The organism is Microbacterium hatanonis, from assembly GCF_008017415.1.
In the GTDB taxonomy this organism is placed as follows: Bacteria; Actinomycetota; Actinomycetes; order Actinomycetales; family Microbacteriaceae; genus Microbacterium; species Microbacterium hatanonis.
In genome coordinates this window covers 131,384-155,259 of record NZ_VRSV01000001.1, presented here as the reverse complement: position 1 = coordinate 155,259, position 23,876 = coordinate 131,384, and the positions used below count along the sequence as shown (strand labels likewise).

At 70.3% G+C, this 23,876-nt stretch carries 27 protein-coding genes and 1 pseudogene; 12 read left to right on the top strand and 16 right to left on the bottom strand.

Going from position 1 to position 23,876, the window contains the following annotated elements; all coding sequences use genetic code 11:
- Nucleotides 1-17 precede the first annotated feature (17 nt).
- The 7 genes and pseudogenes from ccsB to FVP77_RS00730 form a co-directional block, all read right to left on the bottom strand.
- The gene (ccsB, locus tag FVP77_RS00760) at nt 18-1,055 is read right to left on the bottom strand and encodes a c-type cytochrome biogenesis protein CcsB (protein WP_147892803.1); all 1,038 of its coding nucleotides are present in this window, start codon (nt 1,053-1,055) and stop codon (nt 18-20) included.
- The gene (resB, locus tag FVP77_RS00755) at nt 1,052-2,788 is read right to left on the bottom strand and encodes a cytochrome c biogenesis protein ResB (RefSeq protein ID WP_147892802.1); all 1,737 of its coding nucleotides are present in this window, start codon (nt 2,786-2,788) and stop codon (nt 1,052-1,054) included. Before resB ends, ccsB begins: the two co-directional genes overlap by 4 nt.
- A complete protein-coding gene (locus FVP77_RS00750; protein ID WP_147892801.1) occupies nt 2,769-3,521 on the bottom strand; it encodes a cytochrome c biogenesis CcdA family protein in 753 nt (250 codons plus the stop codon). Before FVP77_RS00750 ends, resB begins: the two co-directional genes overlap by 20 nt.
- Complete coding sequence (locus tag FVP77_RS00745; protein ID WP_147892800.1) at nt 3,518-4,108, bottom strand: TlpA family protein disulfide reductase; 591 nt, start codon at nt 4,106-4,108, stop codon at nt 3,518-3,520. Before FVP77_RS00745 ends, FVP77_RS00750 begins: the two co-directional genes overlap by 4 nt.
- Nucleotides 4,108-4,752 (bottom strand): histidine phosphatase family protein, encoded by a 645-nt coding sequence (locus FVP77_RS00740; RefSeq protein WP_147892799.1) that lies wholly within the window; start codon nt 4,750-4,752, stop codon nt 4,108-4,110. The genes FVP77_RS00745 and FVP77_RS00740 overlap by 1 nt, the downstream gene beginning before the upstream one ends.
- A 71-nt stretch (nt 4,753-4,823) precedes the next feature.
- Nucleotides 4,824-5,519: a DedA family protein gene (locus FVP77_RS00735; protein WP_147892798.1), complete on the bottom strand. Its 696-nt coding sequence runs from the start codon at nt 5,517-5,519 to the stop codon at nt 4,824-4,826.
- Between the two features lie 123 nt (nt 5,520-5,642).
- Nucleotides 5,643-6,059 (bottom strand): annotated as a pseudogene (locus FVP77_RS00730) (DUF6264 family protein); the annotation flags it as partial.
- An 80-nt stretch (nt 6,060-6,139) separates the two neighbouring features.
- Between FVP77_RS00730 and FVP77_RS00725 the strand changes: the two are divergent.
- The 4 genes from FVP77_RS00725 to FVP77_RS00710 are packed head-to-tail and all read left to right on the top strand — an operon-like array spanning nt 6,140 to nt 10,896.
- Nucleotides 6,140-6,931 carry a Rossmann-fold NAD(P)-binding domain-containing protein gene (locus FVP77_RS00725; RefSeq protein ID WP_187266763.1) on the top strand — a complete coding sequence of 264 codons (792 nt, stop codon included), beginning with the start codon at nt 6,140-6,142 and terminating at the stop codon, nt 6,929-6,931.
- Nucleotides 6,928-8,187, top strand: coding sequence for an adenosylhomocysteinase (locus FVP77_RS00720; protein WP_187266762.1), 1,260 nt, complete (start codon nt 6,928-6,930; stop codon nt 8,185-8,187). Before FVP77_RS00725 ends, FVP77_RS00720 begins: the two co-directional genes overlap by 4 nt.
- Before the next feature lie 32 nt (nt 8,188-8,219).
- Nucleotides 8,220-9,536, top strand: coding sequence for an amidohydrolase family protein (locus FVP77_RS00715; RefSeq protein ID WP_147892794.1), 1,317 nt, complete (start codon nt 8,220-8,222; stop codon nt 9,534-9,536).
- On the top strand, nt 9,523-10,896 hold the full coding sequence (locus FVP77_RS00710; RefSeq protein WP_147892793.1) for an NtaA/DmoA family FMN-dependent monooxygenase: 1,374 nt from the start codon (nt 9,523-9,525) through the stop codon (nt 10,894-10,896). Before FVP77_RS00715 ends, FVP77_RS00710 begins: the two co-directional genes overlap by 14 nt.
- Nucleotides 10,897-10,930: 34 nt before the next feature.
- Here FVP77_RS00710 and FVP77_RS00705 read toward each other — a convergent pair whose 3' ends face one another.
- Nucleotides 10,931-11,992, bottom strand: coding sequence for a nucleoside hydrolase (locus FVP77_RS00705; protein ID WP_187266761.1), 1,062 nt, complete (start codon nt 11,990-11,992; stop codon nt 10,931-10,933).
- A gap of 213 nt (nt 11,993-12,205) precedes the next feature.
- Here FVP77_RS00705 and FVP77_RS00700 point away from each other — a divergent pair, with 213 nt between their 5' ends.
- From FVP77_RS00700 to aspS, 4 genes are all read left to right on the top strand, one after another.
- On the top strand, nt 12,206-13,441 hold the full coding sequence (locus tag FVP77_RS00700) for a sugar ABC transporter substrate-binding protein (protein WP_147892791.1): 1,236 nt from the start codon (nt 12,206-12,208) through the stop codon (nt 13,439-13,441).
- A complete protein-coding gene (locus tag FVP77_RS00695; RefSeq protein ID WP_147892790.1) occupies nt 13,441-14,388 on the top strand; it encodes a carbohydrate ABC transporter permease in 948 nt (315 codons plus the stop codon). The genes FVP77_RS00700 and FVP77_RS00695 overlap by 1 nt, the downstream gene beginning before the upstream one ends.
- Entirely contained in the window at nt 14,385-15,233 is an 849-nt protein-coding gene (locus tag FVP77_RS00690) for a carbohydrate ABC transporter permease (protein ID WP_147892789.1), read from the top strand. The genes FVP77_RS00695 and FVP77_RS00690 overlap by 4 nt, the downstream gene beginning before the upstream one ends.
- Before the next feature lie 71 nt (nt 15,234-15,304).
- A complete protein-coding gene (gene aspS / locus FVP77_RS00685; RefSeq protein WP_147892788.1) occupies nt 15,305-16,648 on the top strand; it encodes an aspartate--tRNA(Asn) ligase in 1,344 nt (447 codons plus the stop codon).
- Nucleotides 16,649-16,717: 69 nt separating this feature from the next.
- Here the strand turns inward: aspS and FVP77_RS00680 are convergent, their stop codons facing one another.
- Nucleotides 16,718-17,122 (bottom strand): hypothetical protein, encoded by a 405-nt coding sequence (locus FVP77_RS00680; RefSeq protein ID WP_147892787.1) that lies wholly within the window; start codon nt 17,120-17,122, stop codon nt 16,718-16,720.
- Between the two features lie 159 nt (nt 17,123-17,281).
- On the opposite strand from FVP77_RS00680, the gene FVP77_RS00675 reads away from it, so the two are divergent.
- On the top strand, nt 17,282-18,472 hold the full coding sequence (locus tag FVP77_RS00675) for a mechanosensitive ion channel family protein (RefSeq protein ID WP_147892786.1): 1,191 nt from the start codon (nt 17,282-17,284) through the stop codon (nt 18,470-18,472).
- On the opposite strand, the gene FVP77_RS00670 is transcribed toward FVP77_RS00675, so the two are convergent.
- The 6 genes from FVP77_RS00670 to FVP77_RS00645 all read right to left on the bottom strand — a co-directional run bounded on the left by FVP77_RS00670 (nt 18,460) and on the right by FVP77_RS00645 (nt 20,331).
- Complete coding sequence (locus FVP77_RS00670; RefSeq protein ID WP_147892785.1) at nt 18,460-18,762, bottom strand: Dabb family protein; 303 nt, start codon at nt 18,760-18,762, stop codon at nt 18,460-18,462. The genes FVP77_RS00675 and FVP77_RS00670 overlap by 13 nt on opposite strands.
- Nucleotides 18,759-19,037, bottom strand: a complete 279-nt coding sequence (locus tag FVP77_RS00665; protein ID WP_147892784.1) for a glutaredoxin family protein — start codon at nt 19,035-19,037, stop codon at nt 18,759-18,761. Before FVP77_RS00665 ends, FVP77_RS00670 begins: the two co-directional genes overlap by 4 nt.
- A 37-nt stretch (nt 19,038-19,074) precedes the next feature.
- Entirely contained in the window at nt 19,075-19,368 is a 294-nt protein-coding gene (locus FVP77_RS00660; protein WP_116647742.1) for a rhodanese-like domain-containing protein, read from the bottom strand.
- 76 nt (nt 19,369-19,444) lie between these two features.
- On the bottom strand, nt 19,445-19,543 hold the full coding sequence (locus tag FVP77_RS00655) for a 30S ribosomal protein bS22 (RefSeq protein WP_003792170.1): 99 nt from the start codon (nt 19,541-19,543) through the stop codon (nt 19,445-19,447).
- Between the two features lie 83 nt (nt 19,544-19,626).
- Nucleotides 19,627-19,818 carry a helix-turn-helix domain-containing protein gene (locus FVP77_RS00650; protein ID WP_116647741.1) on the bottom strand — a complete coding sequence of 64 codons (192 nt, stop codon included), beginning with the start codon at nt 19,816-19,818 and terminating at the stop codon, nt 19,627-19,629.
- 120 nt (nt 19,819-19,938) lie between these two features.
- Nucleotides 19,939-20,331, bottom strand: coding sequence for an ArsR/SmtB family transcription factor (locus FVP77_RS00645; protein WP_116647740.1), 393 nt, complete (start codon nt 20,329-20,331; stop codon nt 19,939-19,941).
- 67 nt (nt 20,332-20,398) lie between these two features.
- Here FVP77_RS00645 and FVP77_RS00640 point away from each other — a divergent pair, with 67 nt between their 5' ends.
- The 3 genes from FVP77_RS00640 (at nt 20,399) to FVP77_RS00630 (ending at nt 22,962) form a co-directional block, all read left to right on the top strand.
- On the top strand, nt 20,399-21,841 hold the full coding sequence (locus tag FVP77_RS00640; RefSeq protein ID WP_147892783.1) for a TrkH family potassium uptake protein: 1,443 nt from the start codon (nt 20,399-20,401) through the stop codon (nt 21,839-21,841).
- Complete coding sequence (locus FVP77_RS00635) at nt 21,834-22,505, top strand: potassium channel family protein (RefSeq protein WP_116647738.1); 672 nt, start codon at nt 21,834-21,836, stop codon at nt 22,503-22,505. Before FVP77_RS00640 ends, FVP77_RS00635 begins: the two co-directional genes overlap by 8 nt.
- Nucleotides 22,506-22,584: 79 nt before the next feature.
- Entirely contained in the window at nt 22,585-22,962 is a 378-nt protein-coding gene (locus tag FVP77_RS00630; protein WP_147892782.1) for a nuclear transport factor 2 family protein, read from the top strand.
- Nucleotides 22,963-22,965: 3 nt separating this feature from the next.
- Here the strand turns inward: FVP77_RS00630 and proC are convergent, their stop codons facing one another.
- Nucleotides 22,966-23,811: a pyrroline-5-carboxylate reductase gene (gene proC / locus FVP77_RS00625; protein WP_147892781.1), complete on the bottom strand. Its 846-nt coding sequence runs from the start codon at nt 23,809-23,811 to the stop codon at nt 22,966-22,968.
- Nucleotides 23,812-23,876 lie beyond the last annotated feature (65 nt).

Genomic DNA, 23,876 nt, shown 5'->3' with positions numbered 1-23,876 from the left:
GCGCGAGCCGCCGGGGTTCACGTGAGGCCGGAGTAGACGTGCAGGCCCTTGAAGAACATGTTCACGATGGTGAAGTTGAACAGCACCGCGGTGAACCCGATGATCGACAGCCAGGCCGAGCGGGTTCCGCGCCAGCCGCGTGTCGCGCGGGCGTGGATGTATCCGGCGTAGAGCACCCAGATCACGAAGGTCCAGACTTCCTTCGTGTCGAAGCCCCAGTAGCGGCCCCACGCGTCGTTGGCCCAGATGGAGCCGGCGATCAGGGTGAAGGTCCAGAAGATGAAGCCGACGATCGCGAAGCGGTAGGCGAGCGACTCCAACGCGTCGGCGGTGGGGATCGTCCGCAGGAACGGCAGTCCGATCCGCTTCGGGGCCGCGGCGCCCTCGGTCGCCGCGAGCTCGGCGGATGCTGCGACGCGAGCCTCTCGGCGGGCCTGCAGCAGCTGGAGGACCGACAGTCCGAAGGCCAGCGCGAACAGGCCGGTGGCGAAGGCCGCGACGAAGACGTGCACCACGAGCCAGACCGACTTCAGCGGATCGGCGAGAGGGGTCACCTCGACGTAGAAACTGAGGAGAGTGCCGCCGAGGAGCACCACCGTCATGCCCGTGATGAACGACCCGAGGAACCGCAGGTCGTAACGGAACAGGGTCACCAGGTAGACCGACACGATGATGAGCGTGCCGGTCAGGGCGAACTCGTACATGTTCGACCACGGCACGCGCTCGGCCGCGAGACCGCGCAGCACCGTGCCGGCGAAGTGGAAGAGGAACGCCAGCACCGTGAGCGTCGTGCCGATGCGCGCCCAGACGAACCGGGGCTTGCCCGGGAGCTCGGCACCCTGACGGAAGGCGGTGGCCGAACCCGAGACCGACCCGCCTCCCGCGGCGACCAGTTCGCGGGCCTCCGCAGCATCCTGCGCCTTCACGGCGAGGTCGGAGCGGCGCGCGAGGTCGACCGCGTAGGCGATGAACGCGAGCACGTAGACCGCGATCGATGTCCAGACGAGCAGCAGCGAGACCGCGTCGAACGAGAGCGCGTCTTCGGTTCCGGTCATGTGGTGATTCTACTTCCGGGGGTGTGGCGGCGGGCCTCGAAGGCGAGGGAATGACGGGCCTCGAGAGCGGTGACGGCTTCGGCAAGGGTGGGGTCCTCGCCGCGGGCGAGTCCGGCGTACTCGATGCGGACGGCGTCGCCGTCGGGGGTGACCTTGACCCACATGCGGCGCCGGGGGACGAACAGGGCGGCGAGCAGTCCCGCCAGCGCGAGCAGAGCGAAGCCGAGCACCCACGGTGCGGCGATGTCGCGGTGGATCGAGAGGGACACGAACCGCTTCACCGACTGGTCGAGGTTCGCCGCCCCCTCCGGCGAGGCATCGTCGAAGGTGATGGTGCCGAGACCGTTCGGGAGGTCCTGCGTCTCGCCCGGGGCGAGTTCGATCGAGTCGATGCCGGTGTCTCCGCCGGTCAGCTGCTCCATGTCGTTGACGTCGAGCGTGTACACCGAACGCGGGGTTCCGCCGTCGATGCCGAGGTCGCCGCTGTAGACGTTGAGTGTCAGCACCGGGTTCGCCAGCGACGGGTAGGCCGAGGTGAACGCCCCCGACTCGAGCGGGGCCTGCGTCGGGTAGAAGAAGCCGATGAGGCCGAGCTGCTCGGGGAAGCCGTCGGGGACCTTGATGACGCCGAGCGAGGTCATGTTGCTGTCCTGGGGCAGGAACGGCACCGAGTCGGTGTAGACGGCCGTGCCCTCCGCGTTGCGGATCGTGATCGTGGGGGCGTACCCGTTGCCGAGCAGGTACACGCGGTCTCCGGCGACATTGAGGGGGTGGTTGACGCGCACCTCGCCCTCCTGCGGCTCCTCGCCCGCCAGGCGCGTGGTCATGTGCGCCACGAAGTCGCCGGCCTGCCCCGCTCCCTGCTCCCCGAACGGCACGTAGGAGATGTCGAACTGGTCGAGCGTCATCGAGTACGGAACGAGATTGTCGGCGTTGACGAAGCGCCCGGGGTTGAACGACGAGTAGTCGAGCAGCGTGTTCGTGAAGGTCGTGCCCTGCACGATGACGCGCTGTCCGGTGTAGGTGAAACCGCCGCCGACCCCGACGGCGATGAGCACGCCCACGAGCGCAGCGTGGAAGACGAGGTTGCCCGTCTCTCGGAGGTAGCCGCGCTCGGCCGACACCGACAGCGCGCCGCGCGCGTCGTACCGCTCGACGCGGTAGCCGCTCTTGCGCAGCTGCTCCTGGGCGGCCTCCACGGCGGAGGAGGCGACGGATGCGGCGTCCTCGCCCTCGCGCAGCTCGACGCGCGTCTCGCGGTAGTCGTCGAGGCGGGCCAGACGCGCCGGGGTGCGCGGCGGACGGGTGCGCAGCGCCTTCCAGTGGTGCCTGGTGCGCGGCAGCACGCAGCCGACCAGCGAGATGAACAGCAGGAGGTAGATCGCCGAGAACCAGGGCGAGGTGTAGACGTCGAACAGGCTCAGGTTGTCGAGGATCGGTGCGAGGTCAGGATTGTCGGCGAAGTACTGCGTGACGCCGTTCGGGTCGGCGCTGCGCTGGGGCACGATCGACCCGGGCACCGCGGCGATCGCGAGGAGGAGCAGCAGCACGAGCGCGGTGCGCATGCTCGTGAGCTGACGCCACCCCCACCGCAGCCACCCGACGAACCCGAGCGAGGGCGAGGTGATCACGTCGCCGTCGGCGTGGTCGGACGGGCGCAGCGGATCGGCGGAGCCGGACCCGTCGTCGGGGCCGTCTTCGGGAACGGACGAATCAGAGCGGGAGCGGGACATTTCCCATCACCCCCTGCAGCTGCGACATGAGCGAACCCCAGACGCCCGTGACCATGAGGAGGCCGAGCACGATCAGGAACAGCCCGCCGACGATGTTGACGACGCGGATGTGCCTGCGGACGAACGACACCGACCGCGTCGCCCAGCCGAAGCCGAGCGCGAGGAGGAGGAAGGGGATGCCGAGACCGAGCGAGTACGCCAGGCCCAGCAGGGCGGCGCGGCCCGGGTCTCCCAGGTTGTACGACACCGAGAAGATCGCGGCCAGCGTCGGGCCGATGCACGGGGTCCACCCGATGCCGAGCGCGATGCCCAGGAGGGGCGCGCCGATGAGTCCGACACTGCTCTTGGCCTGCACGCGCATGGTGCGCTGGGCGAGCCCGAACAGCCCGATGAAGACGAGACCCATGAGGATGACGACGACGCCCATGATGCGGGTGATCACGTCGGCGTACTGCAGGAAGAAGCGCCCGACGGTGCCGCCCAGCACGTTCACCGTCATGAAGACGAGGGTGAACCCGGCGATGAACAGCAGCACGCCTCCGACGAGGCGACCCCTCCCGGGCGATGCGGATGCTGCGCCCCGACGGGGTGCGACGGTGCCGCCGATGAAACCGAGGTAGCCCGGAACGAGCGGCAGCACGCACGGCGAGAGGAAGGAGACGAGGCCCGCGGCCAGGGCGATGGGGACCGCGAGCCAGAGGGCGCCGTCGAAGACGACCGCGCCCGGGTTCACGTGGTCTCCGCCAGCGCGTCGCGCACGAGGGTCTCGAGGATCGAGGACTCCTGCAGCTCCCCGATGATGCGGGCGGCCACGCGCCCCTGCTTGTCGATCACGAGCGTGGTGGGCGTCGCGTTGATCGGCGTCTTGTCGGCGAAGGCGAGCTTGACCGACCCGGAGTTCACGTCGATCACGCTCGGGTACGACACGTTGTTGTCGCGGGCGAACGAGGCGGCCGTCTCGGCCTGGTCGTAGGTGTTCACGCCGAGGAACGACACGTCCTGACCCTCGAACGACGTATAGGCGGCCTCCAGCCGCGGCGCCTCGACGATGCAGGGACCGCACGCGGCGTACCAGAAGTTGACGACGAGCACGTCGCCGACGTAGTCGGCGCTGGTCACCTCGTCGCCGTGCTCGGTCGTGCCGGCGAAGTCGACCGGCTCACCGCGCTCGTCGGCGGGGATCTCATCGACGCGGAAGTCTCCGGCGATGAACCCCTTGTTGTCACCCTCGCGGTACTGAGAGGCGAGGGGGTCGCTGGTGCAGGCGGCGAGGCCCACGATGAGGGCGGCGGCCGCGGCGGCCGCGAGAAGACGGCGCATCACACGGCTCCGACATCGATGGCGCCGGCGGTGGTCGCCGGCTCGGCGTAGGCGATCTCGACCCAGCGCTGGCCGGTCGCGGGGTCACCGCGCCGCTCGAAGGTGGTGACGCTCGAGAGCGCGCACCGCCGGTTGCGGGGGTCGTGCTTCATGGGCAGGCCCGCGACGGCGAGGTGCGTGACCCAGATGGGGAGCTGGTGCGAGACGACGACGACGTCGCCGCGATCGGTGCGGTTCCACGCATCGTCCATCGCCTCCAGCATCCGCTCGACGACCCGGTGGTAGGGCTCTCCCCAGGTCGGGACGGCGGGGCGGGTGAGGTGCCGCCAGTTCAGGGGATTGGCGAGGGCGCGCCGCATCTGACGCCCCTCGAACACGTTCGTCGGCTCGATGACGCGTTCGTCGATGTAGGGGTCGATACCGAAGGTCTCCTCGAACGGCTCGGCCGACTCCCGGGTGCGCTGGAGGGGCGAGACGACGAGCGCGCCGATCGGCCGCTCGAGCCCGTGGACGTAGTCGGCGGCCTGGCGCGCCATGCGACGCCCCTCGGCGCTCAACCCGAAACCGGGGAGACGGCCGTAGAGCACGCGACGCGGATTGTGCACCTCGCCATGACGGACGAGGTGGAGACGGTCGGCAGGCACCCGCTCAGTCTACGGCGGCGGGTTCTGCGAGCCCGCTGAGGGCGGGGCAGATCGCTCGACGCCGAACGGTCTCAGACACCGTCGAGCTGGCGCTCGCGGCGATCGCGCACGATGGTGCGCACGCGCACGACGACGAACCAGACCACGGCCGCGACGGCGACGGCGATCACGACGTACTGGAGGATGTCCGCGTACTGCTCGATGACGTGCCAGTTCTCCCCGAGGAGGAACCCGGCCATCACGAAGATGGTGTTCCAGACAGCGCTTCCAGCCGCCGTGAGCAGGCCGAACTTCCACAGCGGCATGCGCGAGACCCCGGCGGGGATGGAGATGAGGCTGCGGAAGATCGGGATCATCCGGCCGAAGAACACCGCCGCCCAGCCGTGCTTCTGGAACCACGCGACCGTGCGGTCGACGTCGTCGCCCTTCATCAGCGGCATCCACTCGGCGATGCGGCGCAGGCGCGCCGCTCCGAGCCACGCTCCGATGCCGTAGAGCACGAACGCCCCGACGACCGAGCCGAGCGTCGTCCAGATGAGCGCTTCGGCGAGGGTGAACGACCCCCGGCTGGCGGTGAGACCGGCCATCGGCAGCACGACCTCGCTCGGGAGCGGGGGGAAGAGGTTCTCGAGGGCGATCGCCGCACCGGCTCCCGCCGGTCCGATGACCTCCATCAGCGAGACGGTCCAGTCGGCGAGGGCGGACAGCCACGAACCGTCGCCGCCGGATTGCGCGGCAGCGGTCACGAGGAGGGTGGTGTCGGTCATCGGGTGCCTTCGCGCTCGGTGATCGGCTGCCCGACCGGGCGCCTCGCCCAGCCTAGGCCGGTCGGATCGGGGAATCCTGGGTGCTGGCCCCCGTGCGCGATCGGGTCATCCCGAAGCATCCGCTCACTGGCGTACGGCGGAGCCCACGATCGCCGCGGCGACGAACCACAGCGCCACCATGAGCGCCGCGCCCGTGAGCGGAACCCAGAACGCGAGACGCTGCCTCACCAGCAGCACGACGGCGGCGACGACGGAGAGGAGGAGCACGGCCCACGGCGAGATGACGCCGAACCACAGACCGACGTTCATGGTCTCGACGTCGCACGAGACGGTCGCGCAGGCGTCGGAGGCCATCGCGAGCAGGAATCCCGCGTACGAGGCGGCGAGCGCGAAGAGGGTGAGCAGCACGAGGAGCACGACGGTCAGGGCGACGTCCCACACGCGGGGTGCCCGCCGCGACGCGCGCTCGGGCGAGAGCGTGCGATACGACGACGGGGGCATGGAGAAGGTCACGTGCGACATTGTAGGGACGACCTCGGCGGATGCTGCGCGGTGGCCTCGCTGACGAAGTGAGACGCCCGAATGGCGGCCGCGGGGCCGGAGGGCCTAGCGTCTGGAGCGTGTCGATCACCCTTCCCCCCGCGCCGCCCGATGCGCTCGGCGTGCGGCTGCCGATCTCCGCTCGCCTCTCCGCCGGCGCGCCCGCCGGGTCGGCCGTGTGGGGCGGTTCGCTGCCCGCACTCCCCCGGGCCCTCGCCGACGCCGTCGCGGGGACATGGGGGGCGACGATCACCGTCGATGCCGGCGGCGCCGATCCGCTCGCGCTCCCGGGGTTCGGCGCCGCGTTCGCGCAGGCGCGGGCCGACCAGGTCGTGCGGGCGTTCTCGCGCCGCACGAATCTCGTGCTCGCCGGGGCGACGACCGCTGTCGTGGGCGCCGGGCCGATCTCCGACGCGCTGGCGGCGGCCCTCATCCGCATCGGCAGCAGGGTCGTCCGAGTCTCCGACGATCCCGTGACACGGCTGCGTGCCCACCTCGCCGGGATCGGGATCGCCGACGTCGGCGCGCTCCCCGAGGCGACCCGTCGCGCGCACTACGTCGTGGCCACCGCCGAGGGGCACGAGCCGATCGACCCGGCCGGCGTGGAGGCCGTGCTCATCGACGCCTCGCTCGGCGGCACCGGCATCGTCCCCACCGACGGCCCCGCGCTGCGACCTCACGTGCGTCGCGCCGGTGATCGAGGGGCGACCCTCGTCGACGCTCCCCCGCCGTTCCCCGACGACCTCGACACCGGAGACGGCCTCGCGTGGCGCCTCGCCGACCTCGTCGTCGCCCTGAGCCTCCTCGTCACCGCGAACGGCGGCGACCTCGCCGCCGCCGACGCCCTCCTCGCCCGCGAGGTGATCGCGTGAACGGCCGGATCGCCGATCCCTCCCTGTGGCGCGAGGGCCAGGACCGCATCGACTGGGCACGCGGGTTCATGCCGGCCACCGCCTCGCTGGCGGCCGAGCTGACCGCATCCGGAATCGTCTCCGGCGTGCGCATCGCGATCTCCGACGTGCTCGAGCCGAAGACCGCGACGGTCGCGCTCGTGCTCGCCGAAGCCGGGGCCGACGTCTCGGTCTCGTGCGTCGGTCGCAACACCGACGACGCGGTCGCCGCCGCACTGGCCCACGCGGGCCTGCCCGTCTACGCCCGGTCGACCGATCGCGCAGCGGACGACCGCGAGAACGTGCTGTCGCTGCTCGATCACCGCCCCGAGGTGATCATCGACGACGGTGCCGGCACCATCCGTCTCGCCCACACCGACCGACCCCGCATCCTCGACGCGATGATCGGCGCCACCGAGCAGACGACGAGCGGTGTGCGGCCGCTGCGCGAGATGCAGCGCACGGGGGATCTGCGCATCCCCGTGGTCGCGGGCAACGACGCGCGCACGAAGTCGCTCTTCGACAACGCCCACGGCACGGGACAGGCGGTGGTGCTCGCGGTGGCCGACCTCATCGACGAGTCGCTCGCCGGCGCATCGGTGGTCGTCGCGGGATTCGGGCGGGTCGGCAGCGGCGTCGCCCGCCACGCGGCCGCCCTGGGCGCGCGGGTGACGGTGTCGGAGGTCGACCCGGTCGCCGCCCTGCAGGCCGCGTTCGCCGGATTCGCCGTCGAGCCCCTCATCGAGGCCGCCGCCCACGCCGACGTGCTCATCTCCACCACCGGGGTCGCCGGCACGATCGACGTCGCGCACCTGGCCGCGCTCCCCGACGGCGCCGCCGTCGCGGTCGGGGGCGGCGTCGGCCAGGAGATCGCCCTCGACGACGCCCGCGCCGCCGGCGCCGTCGAGATCTCCCGCGCGCGCAAGGTCTCGCGGCTGCGACTGCCCTCCGGCCGCACCGTGCGAGTTCTCGACGACGGCAACTGCATCAACGTCAGCGCCGCCGAGGGCAACCCGGTGCAGATCATGGACCTGTCGTTCGGGGTGCAGCTCGCCGCGGTCGATCACCTGATCGCCTCGCGCGGCACGCTCCCGCCGGCGGTTCACACGCTCCCTCGCGACGTGGACGACCGGGTGGCCCGCCACGCCCTCGCATCGTTCGGCGGCGCGGTCGACGTGCCGTCGGCGAAGCAGCTCGCCTTCCTGACATCCTGGCGACCGAGTCTCGACGCCGACTGATCGGCACCCGCCCCCTCCTCCGAAAGACCTCGATGACCCTGACCCTTCATCGCGCACGCGTCGTCCTCCCGGTCGACGCCCCTCCGATCGCCGACGGAGCCGTCCTGGTCGACGGCGACACCATCGCCGCCGTCGGCACCCACGATGCGCTCTCGGCCGCCGTGCGCGACCGCCCCGACGTGGAGCGTCTCGAATGGGACGGCGTGCTCACACCCGGGCTCGTGAACGCCCACACCCACCTGCAGTACACCGACATGGCCGAGGTGGGGCGGGGGCGCTACGACGGGTTCGAGTCGTGGATGAACGCGTTCATGGAGCTCTACCCGCTGCCGCGGGACTGGGCGGCGTCGGCCGCGGAGGGCGCCCGGCTCGCGATCGCGTCGGGCACGACCGCCGTCGCCGAGATCGTCACCGACATCGACGCGGCCGCGGTCGTGCACGAGGCCGGCCTCCACGGGGTCGCCTACTGGGAGGTGCTGGGCTGGACCGACGCCGCCTGGGCCGTCGACGGGCGCAGCACCGTCGTCGAGCAGCTGCGGGTTCTGCCGACACCACCCGACGCCGGGCTGTCGCCGCACGCGATCTACTCGCTCGACACCGGGGTGCTCCGCGATCTCGCGGGCCTGGCCGCCGAGCTCGGAGTGCGTCAGCACATCCACGCGGCCGAGTCGGCCTGGGAAGACGCCTACGTCCGTTCGGGCACGGGCGACCTCGCCAACCGGTGGCGCACGCTCGGGCGGGGCGACTTCGCGCTGCTCCGCGACGGCGGCGCCGGCCACGGGGTGATCCCGTACCTCGACTCGGTCGGCGCCCTCACTCCGCAGACGCACCTCGCGCACGTCATCTACGTCGACGCCGAGGACCGCCGGATGCTGCGCGAGCGCGGCGTCTCGGTGGCCCTCTGCCCCCGGTCGAACGCGGTCATCGGGCTCGCCCCGCCGCCGATCGGGCACTACCTGCGCGAAGGGAACCGGATCGCCGTGGGCACCGACTCGCTCTCGTCGTCGCCCAGCCTGAACGTGCTCGACGACGTGGCCGCGCTGTACTCGCTCGCCCGCCAGCAGGGGTACGCCGAGCCCGACCTGCACGAACGGCTGTTCGCCGCCGCGACCCTCGGCGGCGCGACCGCCCTGGGGCTCTCCGATGCGACGGTTCCGACCGGAAGCATCCGTGCCGGATCCCGCGCCGACCTCGCGGTGTTCCCCGTCGATGCGCGGACGCCCGCCGACGCACTCGCCGAGCTCGTCGAACACGGCAGTCCGCGCTCGCTCGCCACCATCATCGCCGGCCGGCGTCACCGGCCGGACACCCCCGACGCACAGACGGAGACCGCCCATGTCGCTCGCTGACCCCCGCCCGCTCCTGTTCGGCCTCTACGAGCAGGCATGCATCGGCAACGGCTCCGGTGCCGTGAGCCTGTGGACCCATCCGGCCGACGAGCGGCTCACCGCGACCGGCATGCGGTACTGGATCGACCTCGCCCGCCGCGCGGAGGAGGCCGAGTTCGACCTGTTCTTCTTCGGCGACGTGCTCGGCATGTACGACACCTATCGCGGGTCGGAGGCGACGGCCGTCGAGTGGGGCGTCGAGCTCCCCGCCCAAGACCCGCTGCTCCACATCCCGGCCCTCGCCGCGGTGACCGAGCGGATCGCCTTCGGCGCCACGGTGTCCACGACCTACGAGCACCCGTTCGCTCACGCGCGGCGCTTCAGCACGCTCGACCACCTCACCGCCGGACGCATCGCGTGGAACATCGTGACGTCCTACCTTCCGGGTGCGGCCGCGAACTTCGGCCTCGATGTGCTCGCGCACGACCAGCGCTACGACCGCGCCGACGAGTTCCTCGACGTCGTCTACAAGCTGTGGGAGCACAGCTGGAGCGACGACGCGTTCGTCGGAAGCAAGGAGACGGGCCTGTTCGCGCACCCCGACCGGGTGCGCCGGGTCGACCACGTGGGCGAGCACTTCCGCGTGGCGGGTCCTCACCTCAGCATCCCCTCCCCCCAACGCACGCCCGTGCTGATCCAGGCCGGATGGTCACCGCGAGGGCGGGAGTTCGCCGCGCGGCACGCGGAGCTGATCTTCGTCGGCGACTCCGACCCGGTCGCCGTCCGCGAGGGGCTCGCCGGCATCCGCGCCCGCGCCGCCGAGATCGGTCGCGACCCGTCGGAGATCCGCGCCGTGGTCGGGATGAACCTCGTCGTGGCGCCGACGCGCATCGCCGTGCAGGAGAAGCTCGACGGCTTCCAGTCGCACTACTCCTCGGAGGCGCAGCTCGCGGCGTACGCCGGATGGGGCGGCGTGGACTTCTCGCAGTACGCCGACGACGAGCCGCTGATCAAGCAGTCGACCACGCACACGCAGACGAAGGAGACGCGGGCCGATGCGCCGGTGCTGACCGCCGGCGACGTCCGCCGTCGGTTCGGTGCGGTCACGGCGTTCGCCGACGACCGCTTCATCGGCACGCCCGGCGAGGTGGCCGACAACATCGGCCGATTCGTGGAGGAGTCGGGCGTCGACGGCTTCCTCCTCCACCAGTTCGTCTCGCCCGGCTCGCTCGAAGACTTCGCGACGCTCCTCGCCCCCGAGCTGCGCTCGCGCGGGCTCTACGGCGGGTTCCCCACCGAGGGGACGCTCCGCTCGCGCCTGCGCAGCGACCGCCGCGATCGCCTCCCGGCCGACCACCCCGCCGTATCGGGCGTGCGCTGAGCCGCCGCGCGCGATCGGCGCCCGCGGCGGCCCCTCACTCGCCGGCGGGGCGCCCGTTCGCCCAGCCGGCGGGCGCAGCACGTCCTGCAGGGTCGAGCGGGGCCCGCGAGGTGCCGTACGCGAGGGCGTGCACGAACCGGCGCCGGAACTGGGCGGCATCGAACGATGTGACGGCCCGGGTCACGGCACCGTCGGGGGTTCCCCACACGAGCGGGAGGCCGTCGTTCGTCAGTGCGACCCGCGTGGCGAGCGATCCTCCGTACGGCGTGAAGTCGACCGGGCCCTCGATCCACCCCGTGACGATCTCGGGGCGATGGAGGATCACGGTCGACAGGCCGTCGTGCGCCGACGAGATCCGCCGCCCCCACTTGTACTGGTAGAAGTCGTTGTAGGCGTCGAGCACCCCGGCCGAGAACTGCGCCCACGCGGTGTCGATCGCGCGCAGCGAGGCGTAGACGTGCTCGTCGAGGATCGCCGTGGCGGTGACGTTGACCCCCACCATCACAACGTTGCCCCGGTTCGCGGCCCCGAAGACGATCTCGGCCGCGCGACGGTCGTTCGCGGTGTTGGCGTCGGTCAGGGTCGCGCCGCCCGGTGCGGGGTAGGGGCCCGCGCCCCCCATGATGACGACCGACCGGTACTTCAGGAACAGCTCCGGGTCGCGCTCGAGCGCCTTCGCGATGTTCGTCAGCGGCCCGAGCGGGTGAAGATCGACCTTGCCCGGATGCTCGTTCGCGATGCGCACGATGTAGTCGACGGCGGTCTCGTCCTCGACGCGGAGCTCGGCCCGCTCGAACCGGTCGCCGAGCCCGTCGACGCCGTGCACGAAGTCGGCGATGCTCGCCTCGCCCTCCAGCGGCGCATATTCCCCCAGGTGCACGGGGATGTCCTCGCGCTCCGCGAGGCGCAGCACGGTACGCACGTTCCGCGCGGAGTCCTCCACCGGGGTGTTGCCGTAGATCGTGGTGATGCCGACGATCTCGACGTCGGGCTGGGCGAGCAGATAGAGAAGCGAATGAGCGTCGTCGAGACCCGTGTCGGTGTCGACCAGCACCCACTGCTTCTGCGGATCCAGCGGCGGTCGGGACGATGCCATGATGGTTCTCCTCTGTGTTCGATGCATCCCCAGCGTGCCCGCCGGAGCCGCGCACGAACCGATCGTGTTACTTAGCGTGACGCAGTGTTTCCCCGGGTGTTACACACTCTGGCGGAGAGTAGAGGCAGCGCCCGAGACTGCTCTCGAGCGACGCGTCGCTCGTCACCCGAGAAGCCGGCCCCACAGCACCGGTCGAGACAAGGATCCCTCACCATGACCTCCAGCCCGAAGCGCGCTCTGCGCGTCGCCGTTCCCGCGGTCGGCCTCACCGCCGCCCTCGCCCTCAGCGCCTGCGCCGGCGGCGGAACCCCCGACCCTGCCGCCACCGGATTCGAAGGGCTCGAGCTGACGGTGTGGAACAACATCGACTTCGATCCGTACCAGAGCCTGCAGAAGGGCTACTTCGAAGCCTGCGCCGACGAGCTCGGCATCACGGTCGACGTCCAGACCCAGTCGGGCGACTACACCACCAGCCTGCTGCAGGCGGCGAGCTCGAAGACGCTCCCCGACGTCGCCCTCCTCAGCACCGACACCCAGGTGCCCCAGCTCGCCTCGCAGGGCGTGCTCGCCGACCTCGGCTCGCTGGGCATCACCACCGACGGCATCGAGGAGAGCATCGCCTCGCTCGGCGAGTACGACGGCACGCTCTACGCCCTGCCCGTGCAGGCCGAGAGCTACGCGATCTTCTACAACGCCGACGCGTTCGCCGCGGCCGGCATCACCGAGCCGCCCACCACGTTCGACGAGCTCGTCACGACGGCGAAGGCCCTCACCACCGACACCCAGAAGGGCATCGTGCTCCCCGGCATCGGCGGCGACGGCTCGACCCCCGTCTACTTCCTGCCGTTCCTCCTCAGCGCGGGCGGCGACCCGGCCGATCCGACGAGCGAGGGCGCGGCCGAGGCCGTCGACCTCTACAAGCAGCTCGTCGACGACGGCAGCCTGTCGAAGGAGTACGTGAACTGGGGCTGGGACGCCATCGACCAGTGGACCTCGGGCGCAGCGGCCATCACGGTCTCGGGCCCGTGGAACCTCGTCGACAGCAGCATCCCGTTCGAGTACGGCACCGCCGCGTTCCCGACGCCGGAGTCGGGCGAGAGCTCGCAGGTCGGCGTGCTGGGCTACGCCTACGGCGTCGCCGCATCGAGCGACCCCAACCGCGAAGCCGCCGCCGCCGCGCTCGTCGAGTGCCGCGCGTCGGAGGAGAACCAGATCGAGACCGCCGTCCAGGGCGGCTACGTCCCGGCTCTGACGAGCGCCCAGGAGGCCTTCGTCGCCGAGGTCCCCGCGGCCAAGGCCTTCGTCGACGCCCTCCCCGGTGCGTTCAACTCCGCATCGCTCGGCACCGAGTGGAACGCCCTGCAGCAGCAGTACGTCGACGCGCTGCAGAACGCGACCGTCAACGGCGTGAGCGCCGAGGAAGCACTGCAGCAGGCGTCGCAGGGGTGATGACCTCGTCCCTCTCGACGGCCGACCGGCCGGAGGCACCCGCCTCCGGCCGGTCGTGGCTGTCGCTCGCGCGGCGCCGGAACATCGAGCTGTGGGTGTTCCTCATCCCCGCCATCGCGTTCTTCTGCGTGTTCTTCCTCTTCCCGCTCGGGTACGGCGTGTTCATGAGCACGACCGACTTCACCACCGGCACGTTCATCACGGGCCGCGCCCCCTTCGTCGGCGGTGAGAACTTCGCCGACATCCTCTCCCAGCCGGTGACGGGTCGCGCGATCGCCAACACCCTCATCGTCACCGTCGCCGCGGTCGCGATCGAGCTCGTCCTCGGGCTCGCCCTCGCTCTGCTGTTCACCCGCCGCTTCCCGGGCAGCCGGTGGCTCCCGACCCTGATCCTCATCCCCTGGCTCCTGCCCGCCGTGGTCGTCGCGACCATCTGGAAGTCGCTGCTCTCGGGCAACGGAGCCGTCAACGACGTGCTCGGAACGCTCGGGCTCCCCACAGACGCGTGGCTGGCGAACCCCTCGACCGCGCTCTCCGCCGTGATCGTCGTCGCCGTCTGGGCGAGCCTCCCCTACTGGTCGACGATCCTGGGCGCCGCTCTCAAGCAGGTGCCCGCCGAGCAGCTCGAAGCCGCACAGCTCGACGGCGCGGGCGGATGGCGTCGACTGACCTCGATCATCGTCCCGGCCATCTGGCCCGTGATCTCGGTGCTGGTGATCATGAGCGTGGTCTACACCCTGCTCATCGTCGACCTCGTGCTCGTCCTGACCGCGGGCGGTCCCGCCGACAGCACCGTCACCCTCGGCCTCCTGTCGTATCGCGCGGCCTTCCAGCAGTTCGAGTTCGGCCAGGGCGGGGCCTACGGCATGCTGCTGCTCGGCATCAGCCTCGTCTTCGCGGTCGTGTACTCGCTGCTGGCCATGCGCAGGGAGCGTGCCGAACGATGAGCGCCGCCTCCGCCGCATCCACTCGCCTGACCCGCCTGCGCAAGAGCGGCTGGTTGTGGACGATCCTGACCGTCGCCATCCTGGCGGTGTACCTGTTCCCGATCTACTGGATGATCTCGGCCTCGTTGCAGCCGGGTGCGAACTCCGTCGACACCGAGTGGTTCCCGTCGTCGCCGGGCATCGGCGGGTACGAGACGGCGCTCTCCGACAGCGGTCTGAGCGGCCTGCGCGTCAGCGTGATCGTCGCCCTCGGCTCGGTGCTGGTGAGCCTCGTCGTCGGGATCCCCGCGGCCTACGCTCTGAGTCGCCTGCGCTCCCGCGCGGTGGGCGTCGCGCTGATCCTGCTGCTGCTCGCCCAGATGATCCCGAGCATCGTGCTCGCCACGTCGTTCTACGCCATGTTCAACAACTGGGGGCTGCTCAACACCTACGTCGGGCTGATCCTGGCGAACTCGACCGCGGGCATCCCGTTCGCGATCATCGTGATGCGCGCCTTCATGCTGCGCCTCGATCCCGAGGTGCTGGAGGCCGCGACCGTCGACGGGCTCGGACCGTTCGGAACGCTGTGGCGCATGGTCGTCCCGCTCTCGCGGAACGCGATCATCACCGCTGCGGTCTTCACGTTCCTCTTCAGCTGGGGCGACCTGCTGTTCGGCCTCACCCTCGTCACACGCAACGACATGCAGCCGGTATCGGTGATCATCTTCGCCCTCTCGAACTCGAACCTGAACACCTGGGCGGCGACGATGGCGGCCTCCCTCATCGCGAGCCTCCCGGCGCTCGTGGTGATCTTCGCCGCGCAGCGCCACGTGAAGGCGGGCCTGGCCGCGGGAGCCGGACGTTGACCCTCCCGCCGGAGAGAAAGCCCAGGCCCGCGGGCATTGCGCGCGCCGACCCGCACGTAGACTGACATCTCGTGAACGAACGCGTCTTGGTCAAGCAGCTCCAGTCCGCCCCCGACGGCCCGGTTTCGGTGTCGGGATGGGTCGAGACGGTGCGCGATCAGAAGAAGGTGCAGTTCGTCATCCTCCGCGACGAGACCGGCGCCGTGCAGCTCGTGAACCCGGCGACACGCGAGCTCGGGGACGACGCGGATGCTGCGCGCGAGGCCGCCCTCGCCCTGACCGAGACGATCTCGGCGCTGGCGACCGGCACCTTCCTCACCGTCACGGGCGAGCTCAAGCACGACGAGCGCGTGAAGCTCGGCGGCGTGGAGATCAAGGTCGGCGCCCTCGAGATCGCGGCCGCCGCCAACCCCGAGACGCCGATCGCGGCCGACAGCAGCGCCGACAAGCGCATGGACTGGCGCTTCATCGACCTGCGCCAGCGCCGCAACAACCTCATCTTCCGCGTGCAGACCACGTTCGAGCACGCGCTGCGCACGTACTGGATCGAGCGCGACTACATCGAGGTGCACACGCCCAAGCTCATGGCGAGCCCGTCGGAGTCGAACGCCGAGCTCTTCGCGCTGGAGTACTTCAACGACCAGACCGCCTACCTCGCTCAGAGCCCGCAGTTCTTCAAGCAGATGGCCCAGGTCGCCGGTTTCGGGAAGATCTTCGAGATCGCGCCCGCGTTTCGCGCCGACCCCTCGTTCACCTCGCGTCACGCGACCGAGTTCACCTCGATCGACGCCGAGATCAGCTGGATCGACTCGCACGAAGACGTCGCGCGCATGCAGGAGGAGCTCCTGCAGTTCGCCTTCCAGGCGGTCGCCGACAAGCACGGCGCCGAGGTGAAGGAGCTGTTCGACGTCGAGGTGCAGGTGCCGTCGATCCCGTTCCCGCGCATCCCCCTCGCCGAGGCGCTCGAGATCGTCAAGAGCCGCGGCTACGAGGTGCCCCGCACCGACGGCGACCTCGACCCCGAGGGCGAACGTCAGATCGCCGCGTACGTGCAGGAGACCTACGGACACCAGTTCGTCTTCATCACCGACTACCACCCCGCGATCCGCGCGTTCTACCACATGCGCGACGAGGAGACCGGGCTCACCAAGAGCTACGACCTCCTCTTCAACGGCGTGGAGATCACCACCGGCGCGCAGCGCGAGCACCGCGTCGACGTGCTCGTCGAGCAGGCGAAGGAGAAGGGGCTCGACCCCGAGCACCTCGACTTCTACCTCGACTTCTTCCGCTTCGGCGCCCCGCCGCACGGCGGGTTCGGCATGGGCCTGGCCCGCGTCCTGATGCTGATGCTCGGCGAGAGCTCGATCCGCGAGGTCACCTACCTGTTCCGCGGGCCCACGCGCCTCGCGCCGTAGTCCGAGATGCCGCGAAAAGGGGCCTCGCCGTTCGGCGGGGCCCCTTTTCGCGGCATCTGAGCGGGGAGGTCAGCGCTCCGTCGCGGATTCGACCGCGGCGGTGAGCGCCGCCTTGTTCATGCGCGAGTAGCCGGCGACGCCGAGATCCTTGGCGCGGCGACGCAGCACGATGAGGGTGGGCGCGGCGGCCTCGGGGGTCGGCAGCGGTGGGGCGACGAGCACGGCGGCCGGCTCCGTGACGGCGACCGCGGCCTTCGCCGACTGGAGTTCTCGCGCCGCCTCCGCGTGGGTCGCGCTCAGCCGTTCGGTCTTCGCCCTCAGATCGGAGGCCTTCGCGCGGAGCTTCTTGCTCGAGTGCTTGACGGCCTTGCGCGCCTTGCGCACCGACTTCTCGGCCCGCGCCAGGGCCTGTGCAGCCTTGGCCTCGGCGGCCTTCTTGCCGGACTTCGTGGCCTTCTTCTTCGTCTGCGTCATCGTTCTCCCTCGTGCGAGACCGGGTGGCCCACTTCCCCACCCTAAGAACAATCCCCTCCGAACGAGCAAGGACAAGGCGTTTCCCCCGAAAAGGCCGACCGGATGCAGTCAACGGAAATGTGGGATGACTAGCGTGGGCACCTCGACCCGAGGAGAACAATGATCGATTCCTGGCTGCAGTTCGCCATCGCCGTCGTCGTCGCGCTCGTCATCGCCGTCGTCCTCACGGCGGTGGTCGCCTTCAGCGTCCGGCTCGCGGCGAAGAAGAAGGACTGGCCGCGCGGCCTCGTCCGCCACGCGCGCAGGCCGTTCCGGGTCGTGGTGCTGGTGATCGCGCTCTGGATCGCCGTGAGCCTCGCACTCCCCCTCGACGTCGACACCGACTGGGGAGAGCTGATCGACCACGCGTTCTCGATCGTGCTCATCGGCGCGACCGCGTGGCTCCTGGGCGGGCTGGTCGCGTTCGCGACCGATGTCACGCTGGGGCGTTACCGCATCGACATCCCCGACAATCGCGTCGCCCGCCGCATCCGCACCCAGACGCTCATCGTCCGCCGCCTCGCGATCGTGCTCATCGCGATCATCGCGATCGCGGCGATGCTGCTCACGTTCCCCGCCGTGCAGGCGTTCGGCGCCAGCATCCTGGCCTCGGCCGGTATCGCGTCGATCGTCGCGGGCCTGGCCGCCCAGTCGGTGCTCGCGAACGTGTTCGCCGGCGTGCAGCTCGTCTTCAGCGACGCGCTGAGGGTCGACGACGTGGTCGTGGTCGAGGGCGAGTGGGGCCGGATCGGCGAGATCACACTGAGCTACGTGGTCGTCGACCTCTGGGACGACCGCCGCCTGGTGCTCCCCTGCACGTACTTCACGACGAAACCCTTCGAGAACTGGACGCGCGAGGGCAGCGAGCTGCTCGGGGCGGTCGAGCTCGACGTCGACTGGCGCGTCTCGCCGAGCCTCATGCGCGCTCACCTGGCCTCGGTGCTCGGCGAGACGAACCTGTGGGACGGCCGGGCCTCGGTGCTGCAGGTCACCGACGCGGTGGGCGGGCTTGTCCGCATCCGCATTCTGGTGACGGCCGCCGATGCGCCGACCCTGTTCGACCTGCGCTGCTTCGTGCGCGAGGCGATGGTGGGCTGGATCCAGAGCGTCGCGCCCGACGCCCTACCGGTGCAGCGGGTGATGATGACCGAGCAGGATGCTGCACTCCCTGCCGCGAAGCACGAGACCCCGGAGGCGACCGGCCTGTTCACGGGCAGCATCGAGGCCGAGGAGCGCGCCGCTCACTTCACGCAGTCGATCCCGGTGATCGCCGACGAAGGGGGCGCGCCGGAGCGCGCTCAGAAGGGGTAGTCGACGACTGCGCGTTCGGTGACGACCGAACGAACGAAGGCCGCTGCCTCCTGGTGCGCGGGGTGCACCTGGTAGCGCTCGAGCGCGTCGGTGTCGGCGAACTCCGATACCAGCGCCACGTCCCAGTTCGTCGCGGGGTACGCGACGTTGCGTCCGACCTCGAGGCTCTGGATGTCGTCGATGACGGGAACGAGCGCGGTCAGGCGCTCGACGATCTGCTCGGCGTGCAGAGCGCGCGTGTCGGCGTCTTCCGCGGCCAGTTTCCACAGGACGATGTGCCGGATGCTCACGAGTGGGCTCCTTCGGTGTCGGCCGCGAGAAGGGCGGCGCGGAGGCGATCGGCCGACAGGCGCCAGTGCGCGTGCAGCTCCCCGTCGACGAGCACGACGGGAACCTTCTCCCACCAGAGGTCGTACAGGGCGGGGTCTTCGAGGATCGACGAGCGCTCGATCACGATGCCGTCGGCCACGCGCGCGGGCAGGTCCCCGACCACGAGGTCGACGATCTCATCTGCGACGTCGCACAGATGGCAATCGGGCTTACCGATCAGTGTGAGGGTCGTCACGTGTCCAGCTTAGGGGCCGCGACACGGCGTCGCCGCGTCACTTCTCGACGTCGAAGCCCGCCTGGATCCATTCCCCCGTGCCGCCCTCGACGTTCGTCGCGTCGTGTCCGCGCGCGGTGAGCGCCTCGACCACGCGGGCCGATCGTCCGCCCGCCTGGCAGATCACGTCGAACGGGCCGTCGGGCAGCTCGTCGAGGTGGTCGCCGATCGTCGACATGGGCAGGTTGACGGCGCCGGGCACGTGGCCGGCGGCGAACTCGTCGACCTCGCGCACGTCGATCAGCGGCGTGCCTTCGCGTTCGCGGAGCTGGTGAACGGTGATGGACTGCACGGCGAACTCCTCGTCTGGGGCGCGACGGATACACGAAGCGCCCGCCACGAAGGGCAGGCGCTCGGTGCGGCGGCCGCTACTTCTTGTTGCGGCGCTGGTGGCGAGTCTTGCGAAGCAGCTTGCGGTGCTTCTTCTTCGCCATGCGCTTGCGGCGCTTCTTGATGACTGAACCCACGGAAAACCTCACTACGTCAGGGGTCTGGGTGCCGGTTGCGGCGCCCGGGTAGAGGCAGATGCGAAAAAATGCCTCGGATCAGTCTAGCCGACGTCGGAGACCGGCCGTTGCAGGGCATCCACGACGGCAGACTCGGGCACTCGGTAGCTGCGTCCGAAGCGCACCGCGGGCAGTTCGCCCGCGTGCACGAGACGGTAGACCGTCATCTTCGACACTCGCATCACTTCGGCGACCTCAGCGACGGTGAGGAAACGCACATCCGGCAGTTCTGCCATGGATTCCCCTTCGTCCTGTGGCGCTGGAGCCACTCTAGGGCTCCCGTGCGACACGTGTAAACCCGAGGGGCTCCTGCGACGCGTGGGGCCCGGCCGCAGCATCCGGGCCGAACGTGCGGGTCAGCGCCCGGGAAGCTTGCGGAACGCGTTCGCGACGGCGTACTTCGCCTGTGCGGCGGCACGTCCGACCGCCTCGGCCGCGTGCACCGCGGGCTCCGGCAGCGTAGCGGCGACCGGGTCGACCGAGAAGAACGGCACCAGCCAGTCGTCGACCTCGTCGAGCGGGGCGGTGGCGAGACTGTAGTACCGGTGCTGGCCCTCTTCGCGCACCGAGACCAGCTCGGCGTCGCGCAGCACCTTGAGGTGCTTGGAGACGGTGGGCTGGCTCACACCCAGCTCGTGGACGATCTGGGAGACGCTCGTGCCGTTGTCGCCGCGCGTGGAACGGTCGAGCAACAACTGGAGGATGTCGCGACGAGTGCCGTCCGCGATCACGTCGAAGATGTCCGCCATGGGTTTAGGTTAGCCGCGCCCCGACCGGGATACCATGATTCCCGGTCCGGATCGAAGGGGGCGGCGCATGGCGGCATCGCCGGCGAGGCCCCGCGCCCAGCGCGATCTCGGCCGATCGCTCCGGCGGGGGTTCGACGCCCTGCGCGACCTGACGACGGCCTCTCCGGCACGATTCGCCGTGCTGGTGTTCGTGACGCTGATCCTGCTGTTCACCGGGCTCTTCTCGCTGCCCGCCGCCGCCGCCGATGGACAGCGGACGCCTCTCGCCGACGCGCTGTTCACCGCGGTGTCGACCATCTGCGTCACGGGCCTGTCGACCGTCGACATGTACTCGCACTGGTCGCCGTTCGGCCACGTCATCACCTACATCGGCGTCAATGTCGGCGCGCTCGGCGTGTTGACGCTCGCCTCGATCCTCGGGCTGGTCATCTCCAAGCGGCTCGGGCTGCGCGCGAAGCTCATCGCCGCCGGCGACAGCAACCCGCTGCGTGCGCACGGCGGCCCGATCAACGAGGGGCAGACCGTGCGTCTGGGCGAGGTCGGTCAGCTGCTGGCCACCGTCGCCCTGTCGACCCTCGTGATCGAGGCGGGTCTGACCGTACTGATCTACCCCTCGCTGATCATGGCCGGGGTCGACCCGATCAACGCGCTGTGGGAGGCCCCCTACTACGCGGCGATGGCCTTCACGAACACCGGGTTCGTGCCCAACGCCGACGGCCTGGTGCCCTTCGGCGACGACTACTTCCTCCTCACCGTGCTCATGGCGGGCGTCTTCCTCGGCTCGATCGGCTTCCCCGTGATCTTCACGCTGTGGCGGCACGCGTGGCACTTCCGCCGCTGGTCGCTGCACGCGAAGCTCACGATCATCACCACGGTGATCCTGTTCTTCGCCGGGGCGGGGGCGATCCTGCTGCTGGAGTTCAACAACCCGCTCACCTTCGGGCGCTCCGACGCGTGGGACACGACCTTCCAAGCGTTCTTCCTCTCCGCGATGACGCGCTCGGGCGGCTTCTCGATCATCGACATCGGCGACCTGCACGGCTCGACCCTCGTCGTCGGATCCATGCTCATGTTCGTCGGCGGAGGATCGGCCTCGACCGCCGGCGGCATCAAGGTCACGACGCTGGCCGTGCTCGCCCTCGCCGTGTTCTCCGAGGCGAAGGGCCGCCAGTCCGTCGAGGCGTTCGGTCGCCGCATCCCCAGCGACGTGCAGCGGGTCGCCCTGTCGGTCGTCGCGTGGGGCGCCACGATCGTCGCCCTGTCGACGATCACGATCGGCCAGATCACCCAGGCTCCGATCGAGGAAGTGCTCTTCGACGTGATCTCGGGCTTCGCGACGGTCGGGCTCTCGACGGGCCTGACGGCCGAACTGCCGGATCCGGCGGTGTACGTGCTGGCGCTGACGATGTTCATGGGGCGCATTGGTACAGTGACACTCGCCGCGGCGGTCGCCGCGAGCTCCCGGTCGCAGCTGTACTCACGACCCGTCGAAAGGCCCATCGTTGGTTGATCGCTTCAGGGGCGACGCCCCCGTCCTCGTGATCGGTCTCGGCCGCTTCGGAGCCGCCTGCGCCGGAGAACTCGACCGGCTCGAGCGCGAGGTGCTCGCTATCGACGGCAACCTCGAGCTCGTTCAGAAGTGGTCGGAGCGCGTCACCCACACGGTGCAGGCCGACGCCCGCAACATCGACGCGCTGAAGCAGATCGGCGCGCAGGACTTCCAGGTCGCCGTCGTCGCCGTGGGGTCGCTGATCGAAGCATCCGTGCTCATCACCGCCAATCTCGTCGACCTCAAGGTGCCGCAGATCTGGGCGAAGGCGGTCTCGCAGTCGCACGGCAAGATCCTCGCCCGCGTCGGCGCGAACCACGTCATCTACCCCGAGCGCGAGGCCGGCGAGCGCGTCGCGCACCTCGTGAGCGGTCGGATGCTCGACTTCATCCGCTTCGACGACGACTTCGTGCTCGCCAAGATGTATCCGCCGAAGCTCATCCGCGGCATCGGACTGAACGAGTCGGGCGTGCGCTCGAAGTACAACGTCACCGTCGTGGGAGTCAAGAGCCCCGGCCGCGCCTTCCGCTACGCCGAGGCGAACACCGTCGTGACGAACCACGACCTCATCATCGTCTCGGGCACGAACTCCGACATCGAGCGCTTCGCCGCACTCGACCGCTAACGGTCCTGCTCGCGTTCTCCTCACCGGCAGAGCGGATTCGGGGGTTCCCTTCGCGGTCGCGCGGCGAGAGGCTCGACCCATGACTGATCGCGAGAGCACCGAACGACGCATCCGCTCCTGGGTAGAGGCCTACGTCACCGCTTGGACGTCGAACGAACCGGCCGACATCCGCGCTCTCTTCACCGACGACGGCGAGTACCGCACCGAGCCGTGGGTGTCCCCCACGATCGGCATCGACGCGGTCATCGCGCAGTGGGTCGAGATCGCAGACGCGCCGGGGTCGTGGGAGTTCGAGTGGGACACCGCCGGCATCGACGGCGCGAGAGGGTTCGTCGAAGGAGTGACGCGGTACGCGGACGGCCGGGTCTACAACAACCTGTGGATCATCGACCTCGCCGCCGACGGGCGGGCGACGTCGTTCACCGAATGGTGGATGAAGCAGACACCGGAGAGCTGACGCTCAGCCCCCGGCGGCGAGCTCCTTGGCGCGGGCGAGCGCGGCGTCGGTGGCACGACCGAAGAGTTCGGCGAGGCGGCCCTCCTGCAGCACGGCGATCGCCCGCTCCGTGGTGCCCTTCGGGCTCGTGACGCGTCGGCGCAGTTCGGCCGGGTCGACGTCGGATGCTGCCAGCAGCGCCGCGGCGCCGATGAACGTCTGCTCCGCCAGGAGGCGCGCCTGGTCGTCGTCGAAGCCCTTCTCCCGCGCCGCCTTCGTGAGCTCCTCCACGAGCAGGAAGACGTACGCGGGGCCGGAGCCGGAGATCGTCGACAGGGCGTCGATGCGGTCCTCGGGCACCTCGACGACGGCGCCGACGGTCTCGAACAGCGCCCGTACGAGCGCGGTCTGCTCGGGGGTGGTCGCCGCCCCGGCCGCGAGGCCCGTGACCGCCTCGCCCACGAGCGCGGGCGTGTTCGGCATCGAGCGGAACACCGCAGCATCCGCTCCCAGGATGTCGGCGAACGTCGCGAGGGTCACCCCGGCCGCGAGACTCACCACGACCGCCCCCGGACGGACGTGCGGGGCGATCTCACGCAGCAGATCCGGGACCATGGCCGGCTTCACGCCGATGAGCAGGATGTCGGCGGATGCGGCGGCCACCGCGTTGCCGTCGGGCCGCTGCTCCAGCGCGATGCTCTCGACGCCGGCGAGCTCGGCGAGCTCGGCGGCCTTCGCCGCCGTGCGGTTCGTCGCGAGGAGTCGCGGCGCGATGCCGGAGGCGACGAGTCCTCGCAGGACGGCCCCGCCCATCGACCCCGCCCCCAGGAACGCGACGGGCGGAAGCGAGGCTGAGTCGGGGGTCGTCATGCCGTCATCCTACGGAGGGCCCCGCGGGTTCTCCCGGCGGCCTCGGCGAGCGGTGCGCACTCGGC

Excerpts from the sequence above, each read along its gene's own strand:
- ccsB (WP_147892803.1), bottom strand. The coding sequence starts at position 1,055 with ATGACCGGAACCGAAGACGCGCTCTCGTTCGACGCGGTCTCGCTGCTG.
- resB (WP_147892802.1), bottom strand. The coding sequence starts at position 2,788 with ATGTCCCGCTCCCGCTCTGATTCGTCCGTTCCCGAAGACGGCCCCGAC.
- FVP77_RS00745 (WP_147892800.1), bottom strand. The coding sequence starts at position 4,108 with ATGCGCCGTCTTCTCGCGGCCGCCGCGGCCGCCGCCCTCATCGTGGGC.
- FVP77_RS00735 (WP_147892798.1), bottom strand. The coding sequence starts at position 5,519 with ATGACCGACACCACCCTCCTCGTGACCGCTGCCGCGCAATCCGGCGGC.
- FVP77_RS00715 (WP_147892794.1), top strand. The coding sequence starts at position 8,220 with ATGACCCTGACCCTTCATCGCGCACGCGTCGTCCTCCCGGTCGACGCC.
- FVP77_RS00710 (WP_147892793.1), top strand. The coding sequence starts at position 9,523 with ATGTCGCTCGCTGACCCCCGCCCGCTCCTGTTCGGCCTCTACGAGCAG.
- FVP77_RS00705 (WP_187266761.1), bottom strand. The coding sequence starts at position 11,992 with ATGGCATCGTCCCGACCGCCGCTGGATCCGCAGAAGCAGTGGGTGCTG.
- FVP77_RS00700 (WP_147892791.1), top strand. The coding sequence starts at position 12,206 with ATGACCTCCAGCCCGAAGCGCGCTCTGCGCGTCGCCGTTCCCGCGGTC.
- FVP77_RS00695 (WP_147892790.1), top strand. The coding sequence starts at position 13,441 with ATGACCTCGTCCCTCTCGACGGCCGACCGGCCGGAGGCACCCGCCTCC.
- FVP77_RS00690 (WP_147892789.1), top strand. The coding sequence starts at position 14,385 with ATGAGCGCCGCCTCCGCCGCATCCACTCGCCTGACCCGCCTGCGCAAG.
- FVP77_RS00680 (WP_147892787.1), bottom strand. The coding sequence starts at position 17,122 with ATGACGCAGACGAAGAAGAAGGCCACGAAGTCCGGCAAGAAGGCCGCC.
- FVP77_RS00675 (WP_147892786.1), top strand. The coding sequence starts at position 17,282 with ATGATCGATTCCTGGCTGCAGTTCGCCATCGCCGTCGTCGTCGCGCTC.
- FVP77_RS00650 (WP_116647741.1), bottom strand. The coding sequence starts at position 19,818 with ATGGCAGAACTGCCGGATGTGCGTTTCCTCACCGTCGCTGAGGTCGCC.
- FVP77_RS00645 (WP_116647740.1), bottom strand. The coding sequence starts at position 20,331 with ATGGCGGACATCTTCGACGTGATCGCGGACGGCACTCGTCGCGACATC.
- FVP77_RS00640 (WP_147892783.1), top strand. The coding sequence starts at position 20,399 with ATGGCGGCATCGCCGGCGAGGCCCCGCGCCCAGCGCGATCTCGGCCGA.
- FVP77_RS00630 (WP_147892782.1), top strand. The coding sequence starts at position 22,585 with ATGACTGATCGCGAGAGCACCGAACGACGCATCCGCTCCTGGGTAGAG.
- proC (WP_147892781.1), bottom strand. The coding sequence starts at position 23,811 with ATGACGACCCCCGACTCAGCCTCGCTTCCGCCCGTCGCGTTCCTGGGG.